This window comes from Streptomyces sp. HP-A2021, from assembly GCF_022807935.1.
GTDB lineage: Bacteria > Actinomycetota > Actinomycetes > Streptomycetales > Streptomycetaceae > Streptomyces > Streptomyces afghaniensis.
Genome location: NZ_CP094344.1, coordinates 8,213,341 through 8,228,013, shown reverse-complemented (window position 1 = coordinate 8,228,013; position 14,673 = coordinate 8,213,341). Strand labels below are relative to the sequence as shown.

The following is a 14,673-nucleotide window of genomic DNA, read 5'->3' as shown; positions in this document are numbered from 1 at the left end:
CCAGGACTCCGGACCCCGCGCAAAACGGTTTGGCAGGACGGCCCCCCGGCGGCGATAGTCTGCCGGTGACCACGCCCACCGCCTCCGCCCGGCGCCCCCGCAGGCCCACCTGGGCGGGGCGCAACTACTCCCTGCTCACCGCCGCCGCGGTCGTCACCAACCTGGGCAGCCAGGGAGCCCTGGTCGCCGCGGCGTTCGCCGTGCTCGAAACGGGCGGCGACGGTGGTGACGTCGGCCTGGTCGCGGCGGCCCGGACGCTCCCCCTGGTGCTGTTCCTGCTGATCGGCGGCGCCGTCGCGGACCGGCTGCCCCGGCACCGCGTCATGGTGGCGGCCAACGCCCTGAACTGCCTCTCCCAGGCCGCCTTCGCCGCACTCGTGCTGACGGGGGACCCCCGGCTGTGGCAGATGATGCTGCTCGCCGCCCTCGGCGGCACCGGCCAGGCCTTCTTCGGACCGGCCGCCGAGGGCATGCTGATGTCCTCCGTCTCGGGCGAGCAGGCGGGCCGCGCGTTCGCGGTCTTCCGGATGGCGATGCAGGGTGCGGCCCTGGGCGGTGCCGCAGTCGGCGGTGCCATGGTCGCCGTGGTCGGGCCCGGCTGGGTGCTGGCGGCCGACGCCGCGGCCTTCGCCGTCGCCGGGGCACTGCGGGCCTTCCTCGACGTCGGCCACATCCCGCCGCGCGCACCGGGCGGCGGTCTGCTCGCCGATCTGCGGGAGGGCTGGCGGGAGTTCTCCGGCCGGGCGTGGCTGTGGGCCGTCGTCGTCCAGTTCTCGATCGCCAACGCGGTCGTCTCCGCCGCCGACGCGGTGTACGGCCCGCTCGTCGCCCGCGACCACCTCGGCGGCGCGGGCCCCTGGGGTCTCGCCCTGGGCGCGTTCGGGGCGGGCACCGTCGCCGGCGCCGTGCTGATGACCCGCTGGAAACCCCGCCGCCTGCTCCTCGCCGGCACTCTCTGCGTCTTCCCCCTGGCCCTGCCGTCGGCCGCGCTCGCCGTCCCCGTGCCGATCGGCGTGCTCTACGTGGTGATGTTCGTCGCCGGCGCCACGATCGAGGTGTTCGGCGTGTCCTGGATGACGGCCCTGCACCAGGAGATCCCCGAGGACAAGCTCTCCCGCGTCTCGGCGTACGACTGGTTCGGCTCCGTCGCGCTGGTGCCGCTCGCCACGGCCGCGGCCGGCCCCGCCGAGGAGGCGTTCGGGCGTACGGCCGCGCTGTGGGGCTGCGCGGGCCTGGTCGTGCTGGTCACGGCCGCCGCGCTGTGCGTACCGGACGTACGCAACCTGCGGCGCAGGACCACAGCGGTGGTCCAGGGCGGCACCGAGCACGCGTCAGCCGATGCCGAACGCCCCGTCGGGGGGCTCGGGTGACGGCACGGCGTCCTCGTCCCGCACGGCCCGCGCGTCGCCGACGAAGTCCCGCAGGGCGGCGCCGTGTTCGACCCGGGCCGGGAAGGCGTCGGCGGCCATGAGCCGGGCCAGGGCGGCGACGTCGACCGGCTCGTGCCCGGCCACGAGCACCGCGTTCCCGAACCGCCGCCCCCGCAGCACCCCCGGCTCGGCGATCAGCACGAGTTCCTCGAAGACGGTGGCCAGGGTGGCGAGTTGCGACCGCAGAAAGGCGAAGGGCGCGGCGTCGGGCAGGTTCGCGAGGTAGAACCCACCGTCCCGCAGCACACGCGCGGCCTCGCGGAGGTAGTCGACGGACGTCAGATGCGCCGGCACCCGCGACCCGCCGAACACATCGGCCACGATGACGTCCGCCGAGTCCGAGGGACCGCTCTCCAGCCAGGCCCGGGCATCCGACGCGTGCAGCGCGACCCGGGCCCCCTCCGGCAACGGCAGATGCTCGGCGACCAGCTCCAGCAGCCCCCGGTCGACCTCGACGACGCCCTGCCGGGACCCCGGCCGGGTCGCGGCCACGTACCGAGGCATGGTCAGCGCACCGCCGCCGAGATGCAGCACGTCCAACGCGGCCCCCGGCTCCGCCACGACATCCAGCACGTGCCCGAGCCGCCGCGCGTACTCGAACTCCAGATGCGTCGGCGCGTCCAGATCGACGTACGACTGCGGCGCCCCGTCGACGGTCAGCAGCCAGGCCCGTTCCCGGTCGACGTCGGGCATGAGCTTGGCGAACCCGTGATCGACAGAGCGGGCGAAGGGGATGGCTTCGTTCACTTCTCCATTGTGCCTTTGTGCAGCAGGCCGCAAGGGGCGCGGGGCTGTGCTGACTTGCGGCTCCGCCGCGTCGGCGCGACCAGCCACAACGGGCCCCGCAGCCCCCCACCACCTCAACCGACCACGGTCACGGTCCCGGCCCCCACAGTCCGCCCACCCTCACGAATGGCGAACCCGAGCCCCGGCTCCAGCGGCACCTCCCGCCCCAGCTCCACAGTCATGGCGACCGTGTCGCCGGGTCGGGCCACGGCCACCTCACCGAGGTCGACCACTCCCACCACATCCGCGGTCCGGATGTAGAACTGCGGCCGGTACCCGGAGGAGACGGGCGTGGTCCGCCCACCCTCCCGACCCGACAGGACATACACCTGCGCCGAGAAGCGCCGCCGCGGCTTCACACTCCCCGGCGCGGCCACCACATGCCCCCGCCGGACAGCGTCCCGGGGAACCCCCCGCAGCAGCAGCGCCACGTTGTCCCCGGCCTGCGCCTCCTCCATCGGCTTGCCGAAGGTCTCCAGCCCCGTGACCACCGTCTCGACGGCGGCTCCGAGCACCTCGACCTTGTCCCCGACCTGCACCGTGCCCCGCTCCACCGCACCGGTCACCACGGTCCCCCGCCCGGTGATGGTCAGCACGTTCTCCACGGACAGCAGGAAGGGCGCGTCCAGATACCGCTCTGGCATCGGCACATACGTGTCCACCGCGTCGAGCAGCGCCTCGATCGACGCCGTCCAGCGCGGGTCCCCCTCCAGCGCCTTCAGTCCCGAGACGCGTACGACGGGTACGGAGTCACCGCCGTAGCCGTGCGCCGTGAGCAGGTCGCGTACCTCCAGCTCGACCAGGTCGGTCAGCTCCTCGTCCCCCGCGTCGGCCTTGTTGAGGGCGACCACGATGTGGTCGACGCCCACCTGCCGGGCGAGCAGCACGTGTTCGGCGGTCTGCGGCATGATCCCGTCGAGCGCGGAGACGACGAGGATCGCCCCGTCGAGCTGCGCGGCGCCGGTGACCATGTTCTTGACGTAGTCGGCGTGGCCCGGCATGTCGACGTGCGCGTAGTGCCGGGTGTCGGTCTCGTACTCGACGTGCGCGATGTTGATGGTGATGCCGCGCGCCGCCTCCTCCGGCGCCCGGTCGATCCGGTCGAACGGTACGAACGTGCCGGTGCCGCGCTCGGCGAGGACCTTGGTGATGGCGGCCGTGAGGGTGGTCTTGCCGTGGTCGACATGACCCATCGTGCCGATGTTGAGATGCGGTTTCGTACGGATGTAAGCCGTCTTGGACATGGCTGTACCTCGAAGCGTCTGGTCAGCGAAGAAGAAAGTGGGACCCCGGGGACCTGCCCGACCCTCCCCTTGCGGGGTCCGCCGGACGAACCGGAGAGGGTCAGCTTCGGGCGCCGTCTGCAACGGCCGTGACAACCACGACGGCAGCCTTCGGGGCATCCGTGACCACGGATGCTGCGAGGGTGAAGGCGTGCCGGAACATGTGTCAGATCATTGCCGACGCTTTACCGCACGTCGAATGGTTTTCGGCGCCCGCCCCGTCGGTCCCGCGCCGGGATGCGGACGGCTGCCTGTGACGCTCGTGAACGGCTGCCTGTGACGCTCGTGAGACGAACCATACGGCGATCACACACATTTGTCGGTTAGTGTCACCGGATGCTCGATGCCACCACCCGCTCTGGGGGCACCGCCACGGCCTCTCCCCGGGCCAGCACCGCGGAGCTCGCCGTCGCCGTCCCCTCGGCAACGACCGCCTCGCCCGTCCCGTCCACCGGTTTCACCGCTCGCTGCACGAGAGTTCTGCTCTCCCCGTGGTCGAGACTGTCCCTGCTCGTCGCGCTGCTCGCCGCCGGTGCGTGCGGGGTGCTGCTGTTCGAGCCGCAGCGGCTGCTGACGCAGGGCTGGCCGCCACAGCTCGGCGGAGCCATGGCGGCGCTGGTGTTCGCGGTGGCGTACGGCGTGTGCACCGTGGCGTTCGTGCCGAGGCCGCTGCTGAACCTCGCGGCGGGGGCACTGTTCGGTTCGCAGCTGGGCACCGGCGTGGCGCTGGCGGGCACGGTGCTCGGCGCCGGGATCGCCTTCTGTCTGGGGCGCGCGCTGGGCCAGGACGCCCTGCGGCCGCTGCTGCGGGGGCGCTGGCTGAAGGCCGCGGACGGTCAGCTCAGCCGGCACGGCTTCCGCTCTATGCTGGTGGTGCGGCTGTTCCCCGGTGTGCCGTTCTGGGCGTCGAACTACTGCGCCTCGTTCTCCCGCATGGGCCTGCTGCCGTTCCTGCTGGCGACGGGCCTCGGCTCGATCCCGAACACCGCCGCCTACGTCGTCGCCGGCGCCCGCGCCTCCACCCCGACGTCCCCCGCCTTCCTGATCGCCATGGCCTGCATCGCCCTGCCCGCGCTGGCGGGTGTGGTGGTGGCCTGGCGCAAGCGGCACCGCCTGCGCCAGCTCTGACAAACCGTTACGCCCGCCCGGCTCACACCCGTTCCAGCACCATGGCGTTGGCGAGCCCGCCCGCCTCGCACATCGTCTGGAGCGCGTACCGGGCGCCCCGTTCCCGCATCGCGTGCACCAGCGTCGTCGTCAGGCGGGTGCCGCTCGCGCCGAGGGGGTGGCCGAGCGCGATGGCGCCGCCGTGCACGTTGACGCGGGCGAGGTCGGCGCCGGTCTCCTGCTGCCAGGCCAGTACGACGGCCGCGAACGCCTCGTTGACTTCGAACAGGTCGATGTCGTCGAGGGTCAGCGACGCCCTGCGCAGCACCTTCTCTGTCGCCGGGACGACGCCCGTGAGCATCAGCAGCGGGTCGGAGCCGGTGACGGCGAAGCTGTGCAGCCGGGCGAGCGGGCGCAGGCCGAGCCGGGCCGCCGTGTCGCTGGAGGTGATGAGCACCGCCGAGGCACCGTCGTTGACCGGGCTGGCGTTGCCCGCCGTGACGTTCCACTCGATCTGCGGGAAGCGTTCGGCGAAGCCGGGGTCGTGGTAGGCGGGCTTGAGGCCGGCGAGGATCTCGGGGGTGCTGCCGGGCCGTACGGACTCGTCGCGCGTGACGCCCTCAAGGGGCGCGACCTCGGCGTCGAAGAGGCCGCCGTCCCAGGCCGCTGCCGCCTTGTGGTGCGACGAGACGGCGAAGTCGTCCATCCGCTCGCGGCCGATCGACCACTTGGCGGCGATGAGTTCGGCGCTGATGCCCTGCGGGACGAGTCCCTCGGGGTAGCGCTCGGCGATCCCGGGGCCGAAGGGGTCCTTGCCCGGGGGCACGTTCGACCACATCGGCACCCGGCTCATCGACTCGACCCCGCAGGCCACGACGAGGTCGTACGCGCCCGAGAGGACGCCCTGGGCCGCGAAGTGCACGGCCTGCTGGGAGGAGCCGCACTGGCGGTCCACGGTGGTCGCGGGCACCGACTCCGGGAAGCCCGCGGACAGGGCGGCGTAGCGGGTGGTGTTCATGGCCTGCTCGCCGACCTGGTCGACGGTGCCGCCGATGACGTCGTCGATCAGCGCCGGGTCGACGCCGGAACGTTCGACGAGGGTGCGCAGGGTGTGGGCGAGGAGCTCCACCGGGTGGACGTGCGCGAGGGCGCCGTTCGGCTTGCCCTTGCCGATCGGGGTGCGTACGGCTTCGACGATCACTGCGTCACGCATGTGCGGGCCTCCACGGCTACCGGTGAGTAGGAAATCCAAACTCACCGTAGCCCCATGGGTTGGAAATTCCAACCCTCTCCTACACTGAGCCTCATGTCCGCCAGCAAAGACCCGCGCCCCTGCTCCATCGCCGACACCCTGGCCGTGGTCGGTGAGAAGTACTCGCTGCTCGTGCTGCGGGAGGTGTGCCTGGGCAACGGCCGTTTCGACCAGCTGGTGCGCAACATCGGCGCACCGCGCGACATCCTCGCCACGCGACTGCGCCGGCTCGTCGACGCCGGGATCCTGGTCAAGCAGCCCTACAGCGAGCGCCCGCAGCGCTTCGAGTACCGGCCCACCCGGGCCGGGCTGGAGCTGGAGCCCGTGCTGATGACCCTCATGGCCTGGGGCGACCGCCATCTGCGGACGGACGGCGACCGTCCGATGGTCGTGGAACACTCCTGCGGCCGGGCGCTCGCCCCGGTCGTCACCTGCCGGGCCTGCGGCGACGAGGTGCGCCACGAGGACCTCAGGGCCCACCCCCAGGCGCCCGGCTGGACGGTGACCGGACCGGCGGTGGCCTGATCCCGCCCCTGCCGCGGAGCACCGGCCAAACCCCTGTGTCGGAGCGGCCATCCGGGGGCGCTACGCTTCCCCCTCGGCACATCTGATCCCCCGGTCATCACACCCGGCGGCCCGGTGTGCCCGTCGTCCGTTCCACGATCGGCACTTGGACTCCGCTACCTCATGTCTTGGTTCGAATCACTCATCCTCGGACTCGTCCAGGGGCTGACCGAGTTCCTCCCCGTCTCCTCCAGCGCGCACCTGCGGCTGACGGCGGCCTTCTCGGGCTGGGAGGACCCGGGCGCGGCCTTCACGGCGATCACCCAGATCGGCACCGAGGCCGCCGTGCTGATCTACTTCCGCAAGGACATCGGGCGGATCATCTCGGCGTGGACGCGCTCGCTCACGAACAAGGAGCTGCGCAGCGACCCCGACGCGCGGATGGGCTGGCTGGTCATCGTCGGCTCGATCCCGATCGGTGTGCTCGGCGTGACGCTGAAGGACCAGATCGAGGGGCCGTTCCGCGACCTGCGGATCACCGCGACGATGCTGATCGGCATGGGCATCGTCCTGGGCGTCGCCGACCGGCTCGCGGCACGCGACGAGAACGGCGGCAAGCACCGCGCGCCCAAGCAGCGCAAGGCCCTGGAGGATCTGGGCGTGCGGGACGGCCTGATCTACGGCGTCTGCCAGGCCATGGCGCTCATCCCGGGCGTCTCCCGCTCCGGCGCCACCATCAGCGGCGGCCTGTTCATGGGCTACAAGCGCGAGGCCGCGGCCCGCTACTCCTTCCTGCTCGCGATCCCCGCGGTGCTCGCCTCCGGCCTGTTCGAGCTCAAGGACGCGACGGAGGGGGGCCATGTCTCGTGGGGCCCGACGATCTTCGCGACGGTCATCGCCTTCGGGGTCGGCTACGCGGTGATCGCGTGGTTCATGAAGTTCATCTCGACCAAGAGCTTCATGCCGTTCGTCTGGTACCGGATCGCGCTCGGCGTCCTCATCATCGTCCTGGTGTCGATGGGTGCGCTGAGCCCGCACGCGGCCGAGTCGGCGGGCTGACCCGGCGGTCTGTGACCCGCATCTCGTGACCAACCGCATAGCGCTGGGGTAGCCGTCCGGTAGCGGGCTGTCAGTGGCTGCCCCTACGCTTGTCGGCATGTCCCCCGATTTCGTGACCCCTGGTTCCGTGCGGTCCGCCGCCGAGGTCAACGAGGAGATCCGTGCGCTGTGGCGGCGCACGGGCGGCACCCTGTCGCCCGAGGAGCGCGCGGAGTACGAGCTGCTGGTCGTCGAGTGGGCGGCCGCGATCCGCGGCGCCGTCGTCAAGGCGGCCTGACCCCCTCCCCCGCCCTCTAGGCACACAGCCCCGCAAGCACCTCCCCCTGGACGGGGTACGGCCGCTCCTCGGGCAACAGCCCGGCGGCCGCGTCGAGTTCACCCGCCCGCACCAGTGCGTGAACCTCCGTGGCGAGCGGCGTGACGTCCTCGATGCCCACGATCCACTCGTCGGCGTACCGTGCCGCCGCCTCCCCCGCGAGCCCCAGCTGGAGCGAACGGTGCGGCAGCGGGTTGAGATGCAGGTCCCGCTCCGGATCCCACTGCACGCGCGCCGGCGCCTGCCTCAACTGCCGCTTCCAGTCGGCCCGGTCGCCGTGCAGGGCGGGTACGTGATGGGACAGACAGGCGTTGCGCAGGGCCCACAGGAAGCCCTCGCTGCTGATCTCGACCGCCAGGACCGTCTCCTGGCCCTCCTTGGTGCCCCAGCCGCAGCGGTACATCATCCACAGGAACGACGGCTTGATCCATGTCATGCGGTCGCGCTTCCAGGACGACGGGAACCGGCCGTGGCGGGCGGCGGGGCCGCCGATCTCCGGGCGGTAGGCCTGGTAGACGGTGATCGTGGACTCGGTGTGGCGGGCGCGTATCCGGAATCTCGGTTCGTTCTGATCGTTCACGGAGGACAGGCTGGGCCTCCAGGGCCCTCCCCGGCCACCGAATATCACGCACACCCCTTGGCTGCGCACCTCCGGTGCCCAACACTGAGCCGATGACGCAGCGCGTGGAGCTCGCCACCGTGAGAGACCGGCTGGCCGTCGACGGAGTGATCACCGACTACGCGGTGGCGGTCGACGACGGTGACTGGGAGGCGTACCAGGGACTGTTCGTCCCTCAGGGACGAGCGGACTACCGCTCGGCCGGCGGCATCGAAGGGGAGGCCCCGGCGGTCGCCGCGTGGCTCGCCGAGAGCATGCGGCTCTTCCCGATGCGACAGCACCTGATCGTCAACCGACGGGTGCGCTTCGGTGTCTGGGAGCAGGACACCGGCGACACGGCCCAGGTCCAGGCCGACTACGTCAACCCCATGGCCACCGAAGGGCCCGCGCCCGACTTCGTCTGCGGCGGCCGGTACGCCTTCGGGCTGCGGCGCACGATCGACGGCTGGCGGCTGAGCGAGGTGGTCGTCCGGGAGAAATGGCGGCGCCTTCCCGAGCGGCGGCCGGCACCTGTGGTCGACTGACCCGGCGGGCGTCTCTGTCAGGGGGTGTCCGCATAGTCCCGTCGTCCGCCCGGACGCCGCGGGGCAGGCGGGACCATGTGGACTCCCCCTAGATCGTCCGCAGGGCGCACACTGGAGGCACCCGCGGGTAGGAGGCGCCTATGAAGACGCTCGGCCACTGGCTCGCCTCCCCGTGGCGGCGCTCGGCCGCCGCCGTGATCGCGGGCGCCCTTCCCGTACTCGCCTATCCCGCCCCGTCCCTGTGGTGGTGCGCCTACGTCGCCCTGGTCCCCTGGATCCTGCTGGTGCGCAGCGCGCCGACCGGGAAACGCGCGGCCTACGACGGGTGGTGCGGCGGGTTCGGCTTCATGCTGGCCATGCACCACTGGCTGCTGCCGTTCCTGCACGTGTTCACGTTCGTCCTCGCCGCGCTGCTCGGCGCCCTGTGGGCGCTGTGGGGGTGGCAGGTGCACCGGCTGCTGGCAGGCCTGCCCTCGCGGCGGCGGATCTCGGCCGCGCTCGTCGTCCTGCCGTCCGGCTGGCTGGCCGTCGAGCTGGTCCGCTCCTGGCAGGGCCTCGGCGGCCCCTGGGGCATGCTCGGCTCCAGTCAGTGGCAGGTCGAGCCGGCGCTGCGGCTGGCCTCGATCGGCGGGGTGTGGCTGCTCAGCTTCCTGATCGTGGCCGTGAACGTCGCGGTCGCCGTCCTCGTCGCGGTCCGTCAGGCCCGCGTGCCCGCCGTGGCCGGGCTCGTCGCCACGGCCGCCGCCACCTCCGCCGCCTGGGCCCTCTCACCCCGCCCCGACGTCGACGGCCAGGTCAGGATCGCCGTCGTCCAGCCCGGCGTCATCGACGGCCCGGGCAACCGGCTCGCACGTGAGGAACAGCTCACCCGCCGGCTCGCCGGACAGGACGTCGACCTGATCGTCTGGGGCGAGAGCAGCGTCGGCTTCGACCTCGGGGACCGGCCCGACCTCGCCCGGCGGCTCGCGGACCTGTCCCGCGCGGCGGGCGCCGACATCCTGGTCAACGTGGACGCCCGGCGCTCCGACAAGCCCGGCATCTACAAGAGCTCCATCCTGGTCGGGCCCGACGGCCTCACCGGCGAGCGCTACGACAAGATGCGGCTCGTCCCCTTCGGCGAGTACGTCCCGGCCCGCTCCCTGCTCGGCTGGGCCACCTCCGTCGGCAAGGCGGCGGGCGAGGACCGCATGCGCGGCTCCCAGCCGGTCGTGATGAACGTGGGGGACAGCCTGCGCGTCGGCCCGATGGTGTGCTTCGAGACGGCCTTCCCGGACATGACCCGCCACCTCACCCGGGAAGGCGCCGACGTGCTGATCGGCCAGTCGTCGACGTCCACGTTCCAGAACAGCTGGGCGCCCGAGCAGCACGCCTCCCTCGCCGCGCTGCGCGCCGCCGAGACCGGCCGCCCGATGGTGCACGCGACGCTGACGGGTGTCTCCGCCGTCTACGGCCCGAGCGGGCAGCGCGTCGGCTCGTGGCTCGGGACGGACGCGTCCGCCACGCAGACCTACGAGGTGCCCCTCGCCCACGGCACCACGCCCTACGTGCGCCTCGGTGACTGGACCGTGCACGCGGCCATGGTGATCCTCGCCGCCTGGGCCGCCGGTGAGGGCCTGCGGACGCTGCGGCTCAGGCGGTCGGCTCCTGAACCGCGCGTACCACCCGCTCGCACAACTCATGGGTCTCCAACGCGTCCCGGGCACTGAGCACCCTGCCCGCCCGCACCGCGTCCAGGAACGCCAGCACCGCCTGCTCGATACCGCGCTGCCGGGCCACCGGCACCCAGTCGCCGCGCCGCCGCACGGTCGGCTGCCCCTTGTGGTCGACGACCTCGGCGAGGTTGATCACCTGCCGCTTGGTGTCCTGCCCGGACACCTCCAGGATCTCCTCGGCGGAACCGCTGAGCCGGTTCATCACGCCGAGCGCGGTGAAGCCGTCCCCGGCGAGCTGGAGCACGACGTGGTGCAGCAGGCCGCCTCGGACACGGGCACGCACGGTGACGTCGTCGACCTCGCCGGGCACCAGGAACCGCAGGGTGTCGACGACATGGATGAAGTCGTCGAGGATCATCGTGCGCGGCTCCTCCGGGAGCCCGATGCGGTTCTTCTGCATCAGGATCAACTCGCGCGGATGGTCGGCGCACTGCGTGTAGCAGGGGGCGTGACGCCGGTTGAAGCCGACGGCGAGGCTCGTGTCCCGCTCCTCGGCGAGCGCCACCAGCCGCGCGGACGCGTCGAGTTCGTAGGCGAGCGGCTTGTCGACGTACGTCGGCACGCCCGCCTCCAGCAGCCGGGTCACGATCTCCGGGTGCACGATCGTGGGCGCGTGCACGAAGGCGGCGTCGAGGCCTGCCGCGAGGAGGGATTCGAGGGTCGTGTGCCGCCGCTCCGGCGGGACGTGGAGGCCGTCGGCGACCCGGTCGAGCGTGGCGGGCGTGCGGGTCTGCAGGTGCAGCTCCAACCCGGGCTGGAAGGCGAGGACCGGAAGGTAGGCCTTCTGCGCGATGTCGCCGAGTCCGATGCAGCCGACCTTCACGGGGTGCTCTCCTCTAACGGTTGCCTGCCGGGGTCTGCCCGGAAGCATACGGCTGCTGAGGAGGCCGCCAGTCGGCGATGCCGTCGAAGCTCCGCAGGAACAGGGCGGGCCCGGCCTTCGACAGTGCGGCCAGGGCCGTGTCGCGTACGACTGTCCCGACGCGGCTGGTCATGAGGTTGAGGCGGGCGACCTTCACGGCCTGGCGTGCGACGGCGGTCGTACGGGGCAGCCGGGCGGCGGTGTAGGCGGGGAGGTCGTCGCAGTGGTGGGCGAGGACGATCGCGTCCTCGATGGCCTGGTTGCCGCCCTGGCCGAGGGTCGGGGGCATGGCGTGCGCGGCGTCGCCGACCAGGGCGACCCTGCCGTGGTGGTAGGCGGGCAGGGGTTCGGCGATGTGGTGGACGTCGTGCCGCAGTACGTCCTCGGGGCGGGTGGCGGCGAGCACGGCGGGGACCGGGTCGTGCCAGTCGCCGAAGCGGCGCAGCAGCTCGGCCTTCTCGTCGTCGGGCGCGCGTCCGCCGGCGGGTGTCACGGCGGCGGCGTACGCGTAGACGCGGCCGTCCTTGAGCGGGTGCGTGCCCCAGATGCGGCCCCGGCCCCAGGTCTCGTGCGAGGCGAACGCGGCACCGGGGACGGGGATCACGACCCGCCAGGTGGTGAATCCGGAGTAGACGGGCCCCGGGTGGCCGGGGAAGAGCGCGCGGCGTACGGCGGACCGGACGCCGTCCGCGCCCACCACCAGGTCCGCCTCCAGCTCGCCGTCCGCGGTGGTGACGCGGGCGGGCCGGCCGGTTTCACCGCTGTCGGCGAGGGTCGCGGCGGCGTCCGTACGGACGGCGTCCGCGGGCAGCAGTGCGGTCAGGCGCTCCACGAGGGTGGCGCGGTGCAGCAGCACGAGCGGGCCGCCGAAGCGCTCGGCGGCGGCGTCGGCCGAGGAGCGCGAGAGCCACCGGCCGGACGGTGTGCGCAGCCCGCCGTCCCCCGACCAGGCGGCGAGGTCGCGGATCTCGTCGCCGAGGCCGATGACGTCCAGCGCGCGCAAGGAGTTGGGGGACAGGGAGATGGCGGCGCCGACCGGCTCCAGTGAGCGGGCGCGCTCCAGCACGGTGACGCGCCAGCCGCACAGGTGCAGTGCGGCCGCCGCGGTCAGGCCTCCGATTCCGCCGCCGATCACGACAGCCCGCCTCGCCTGTGTCATGGCTCCTCCTCGAACCGGCGGCCGGACCTACTGCCCGGCCCGGTAACTACACCTGTAGTTCACTTCGACCTTACTACAGCCGTAGTGAGACGGGTAGCGTGGGCTCCATGTCCGTACGCACCGCCGGCCCGTCCCGCTCCGACCTCGTCGCCGACACCGCCCTCGCCCTGCTCGCCGAGCGCGGGATGCGGGGCCTCACGCACCGGGCCGTCGACGAGGCGGCCGGACTCCCCCAGGGCTCCACGTCGAACCTCGCCCGGACCCGGCAGACCCTGCTGGAACTGGCGGTGCGGCGCCTGGCCGACCGCGAGGCACGGGTGCTGGCGCTGAACGAGATGCCGGATCCCCGGGCCGGGACCGGCTCCCTGGCGGACGCGCTGGCCCTGGCCACCCACCGCGCCCTGACCCGCAACCGCGAACTGACCCTCGCCCGCTACGAACTGGCCCTGGAGGCCACGCGCCGCCCGGAGCTGCGGGCCTACTTCGACGCGACGGGCGCCCGCTTCCGTGAGCAGCTGGCCGCCCTCGTCACCGGGATGGGCTCGACCGATCCGGCCCGGCACACGCTGTCCCTGATCGCCTGGGCGGACGGGCTGATGTTCAGTTGCGTGGCGGGGTCGTTCGGCGCCGAGGTACCGAGCCTGGAGGAGGTGCGGGCCGGGCTGCGGGAACTGCTGGACGGGATGGTCGGGGCCTGAAAAAAGCCGTGGTGCCGCGGGGGGCGTTGGGAAATGATGCGGGCATGACGACCGAACGCCGTATGCCTTCCCCGACCGCCGACGAACGCACCATGCTGGAGGGCTGGCTGGAGTTCCATCGGCAGACCCTCGCGTGGAAGTGCGAGGGTCTGACCGACGAGCAGCTCAGGTCCCCTGCCGTGGAGCCCTCCGATCTGTCCCTGCTGGGGCTGGTGCGGCACATGGCGGACGTGGAGCGGAGCTGGTTCCGCCGGGTGCTGACGAACGAGGACGTGGCGCCGCTCTACTGGAGCGACGAGGACCCGGACGCCGAGTTCCGTCTGACCGAGGCGGACACCTATGCGGAGGCCCACGCCGCGTGGCAGGCCGAGATCGAGACCGCCCGCGGCAACGCCGCCCGCTTCGGCCTGGACGACCTCTCCGAGGGCAAGCACCGCCGTACCAGCGAGCGGTTCAACCTGCGGTGGCTCTACACCCACATGATCGAGGAGTACGCGCGGCACAACGGCCACGCCGACCTGATCCGCGAGCGCATCGACGGCTCGACCGGCGACTGACGTCACGCAGGGCGGACCGACGACGTCACCCGGGACGGGCCGACTGCCTCCCTACGGGGCGGGAGATCACCCGTGCGGGGCATCCTCCACCGGTCCGCCGCCCAGCCGCCGGCCGGACGCACCAGAGTGACGCGGGTGCATCGAACGACGACCACAGCGACCCTCCTGGTGACCGTGGCTGTCTCGGCCCTCTCCGGCTGTGTGACGGTCCAGCGTCCCCTCGTTCCCGGGCCGCCGGCGGCCCCGGCCCGGACGTCGGCGCCGCAGCCGGAGCGGCAGTCGGAGACGCAGATCGTGCAGGCACCGGCCCGCGAGGCCCTGGGACTCATCGAGACGTCCCGCCGCCCGGAGCCGGCCGCGTCACCGTCGCGCCTGACCACGCCCCCGGCAACGGTGCCACAGCAGCGGCAGCCGCCCGGCACCCGCGACGTCCGCCCGCGCCCCGCCCGCCCGGAACGCCCCGGGCCGGCCCCGCGCAGCCCACGGCGTCCGCACACCGGCCTGCCCGACGTCCCGGAGTCGGTACGCCGGGACGTCCAGGAGAACGTCCCGAACAACACGGACGTGTGCGCACTGGGCAGGCGCTACGGGGGCTGGCGGGCGGACAGCCCGGAGGCGACGATCTGCCGTGACACGTACGGGCGTTGAACGACGCCCGGGGCGGGCCCTTGCGCAGGCCCGGCTCAGCCGGAACGCGCCGCCTGGGCCGTGGCCTGCCGGCACGGCGGTCCCGACCACACCCGGGCCCTGGCGACGAACGCACTGGGAGAGGAGGGCCGAGACGGCCACTGCCCCTAAAGGCCCC

16 protein-coding genes are annotated in these 14,673 nt (G+C 72.7%); 10 read left to right on the top strand and 6 right to left on the bottom strand.

The genetic code is table 11. From position 1 onward, the window contains the following. Positions 1-65 precede the first annotated feature (65 nt). On the top strand, positions 66-1,370 hold the full coding sequence (locus tag MQE23_RS37160) for an MFS transporter (RefSeq protein WP_243381422.1): 1,305 nt from the start codon (positions 66-68) through the stop codon (positions 1,368-1,370). Here the strand turns inward: MQE23_RS37160 and MQE23_RS37155 are convergent. Together MQE23_RS37155 and tuf are read right to left on the bottom strand one after the other, a co-directional pair. Then, positions 1,332-2,177 carry a fused MFS/spermidine synthase gene (locus MQE23_RS37155; RefSeq protein WP_020274188.1) on the bottom strand — a complete coding sequence of 282 codons (846 nt, stop codon included), beginning with the start codon at positions 2,175-2,177 and terminating at the stop codon, positions 1,332-1,334. The two genes, MQE23_RS37160 and MQE23_RS37155, sit on opposite strands and share 39 nt — an antisense overlap. Positions 2,178-2,290: 113 nt before the next feature. Further along, the gene (gene tuf / locus MQE23_RS37150) at positions 2,291-3,460 is read right to left on the bottom strand and encodes an elongation factor Tu (RefSeq protein WP_243381421.1); all 1,170 of its coding nucleotides are present in this window, start codon (positions 3,458-3,460) and stop codon (positions 2,291-2,293) included. A 375-nt stretch (positions 3,461-3,835) separates the two neighbouring features. On the opposite strand from tuf, the gene MQE23_RS37145 reads away from it, so the two are divergent. After that, a complete protein-coding gene (locus tag MQE23_RS37145) occupies positions 3,836-4,627 on the top strand; it encodes a TVP38/TMEM64 family protein (protein WP_243381420.1) in 792 nt (263 codons plus the stop codon). A 22-nt stretch (positions 4,628-4,649) separates the two neighbouring features. On the opposite strand, the gene MQE23_RS37140 is transcribed toward MQE23_RS37145, so the two are convergent. After that, positions 4,650-5,819, bottom strand: coding sequence for a thiolase family protein (locus tag MQE23_RS37140; protein ID WP_243381419.1), 1,170 nt, complete (start codon positions 5,817-5,819; stop codon positions 4,650-4,652). A 93-nt stretch (positions 5,820-5,912) separates the two neighbouring features. Between MQE23_RS37140 and MQE23_RS37135 the strand changes: the two genes are divergently transcribed. The 3 genes from MQE23_RS37135 (at position 5,913) to MQE23_RS37125 (ending at position 7,698) form a co-directional block, all read left to right on the top strand. Next, a complete protein-coding gene (locus MQE23_RS37135) occupies positions 5,913-6,383 on the top strand; it encodes a helix-turn-helix domain-containing protein (protein ID WP_243381418.1) in 471 nt (156 codons plus the stop codon). Positions 6,384-6,545: 162 nt separating this feature from the next. Next, the gene (locus tag MQE23_RS37130; RefSeq protein ID WP_020274194.1) at positions 6,546-7,421 is read left to right on the top strand and encodes an undecaprenyl-diphosphate phosphatase; all 876 of its coding nucleotides are present in this window, start codon (positions 6,546-6,548) and stop codon (positions 7,419-7,421) included. A gap of 97 nt (positions 7,422-7,518) precedes the next feature. Further along, positions 7,519-7,698, top strand: coding sequence for a hypothetical protein (locus MQE23_RS37125; protein ID WP_082319952.1), 180 nt, complete (start codon positions 7,519-7,521; stop codon positions 7,696-7,698). Positions 7,699-7,714: 16 nt separating this feature from the next. Here MQE23_RS37125 and MQE23_RS37120 read toward each other — a convergent pair whose 3' ends face one another. Continuing rightward, on the bottom strand, positions 7,715-8,317 hold the full coding sequence (locus tag MQE23_RS37120; RefSeq protein WP_020274196.1) for a DUF4291 domain-containing protein: 603 nt from the start codon (positions 8,315-8,317) through the stop codon (positions 7,715-7,717). Between the two features lie 92 nt (positions 8,318-8,409). On the opposite strand from MQE23_RS37120, the gene MQE23_RS37115 reads away from it, so the two are divergent. Together MQE23_RS37115 and lnt are read left to right on the top strand one after the other, a co-directional pair. Beyond that, positions 8,410-8,880: a nuclear transport factor 2 family protein gene (locus tag MQE23_RS37115; RefSeq protein ID WP_020274197.1), complete on the top strand. Its 471-nt coding sequence runs from the start codon at positions 8,410-8,412 to the stop codon at positions 8,878-8,880. A gap of 140 nt (positions 8,881-9,020) precedes the next feature. Beyond that, entirely contained in the window at positions 9,021-10,586 is a 1,566-nt protein-coding gene (lnt, locus tag MQE23_RS37110) for an apolipoprotein N-acyltransferase (protein WP_243381417.1), read from the top strand. Here the strand turns inward: lnt and MQE23_RS37105 are convergent. Together MQE23_RS37105 and MQE23_RS37100 are read right to left on the bottom strand one after the other, a co-directional pair. Next, on the bottom strand, positions 10,510-11,415 hold the full coding sequence (locus MQE23_RS37105) for a Gfo/Idh/MocA family oxidoreductase (RefSeq protein WP_037670640.1): 906 nt from the start codon (positions 11,413-11,415) through the stop codon (positions 10,510-10,512). The genes lnt and MQE23_RS37105 overlap by 77 nt on opposite strands. A gap of 13 nt (positions 11,416-11,428) precedes the next feature. After that, the gene (locus MQE23_RS37100) at positions 11,429-12,613 is read right to left on the bottom strand and encodes an FAD-dependent monooxygenase (protein ID WP_243381416.1); all 1,185 of its coding nucleotides are present in this window, start codon (positions 12,611-12,613) and stop codon (positions 11,429-11,431) included. A gap of 107 nt (positions 12,614-12,720) precedes the next feature. Between MQE23_RS37100 and MQE23_RS37095 the strand changes: the two genes are divergently transcribed. The 3 genes from MQE23_RS37095 to MQE23_RS37085 all read left to right on the top strand — a co-directional run bounded on the left by MQE23_RS37095 (position 12,721) and on the right by MQE23_RS37085 (position 14,516). Further along, the gene (locus MQE23_RS37095; RefSeq protein WP_037670646.1) at positions 12,721-13,311 is read left to right on the top strand and encodes a TetR/AcrR family transcriptional regulator; all 591 of its coding nucleotides are present in this window, start codon (positions 12,721-12,723) and stop codon (positions 13,309-13,311) included. A 44-nt stretch (positions 13,312-13,355) separates the two neighbouring features. After that, positions 13,356-13,868, top strand: coding sequence for a DinB family protein (locus MQE23_RS37090; protein WP_243381415.1), 513 nt, complete (start codon positions 13,356-13,358; stop codon positions 13,866-13,868). A 135-nt stretch (positions 13,869-14,003) separates the two neighbouring features. Continuing rightward, the gene (locus tag MQE23_RS37085; RefSeq protein WP_243381414.1) at positions 14,004-14,516 is read left to right on the top strand and encodes a hypothetical protein; all 513 of its coding nucleotides are present in this window, start codon (positions 14,004-14,006) and stop codon (positions 14,514-14,516) included. Positions 14,517-14,673 lie beyond the last annotated feature (157 nt).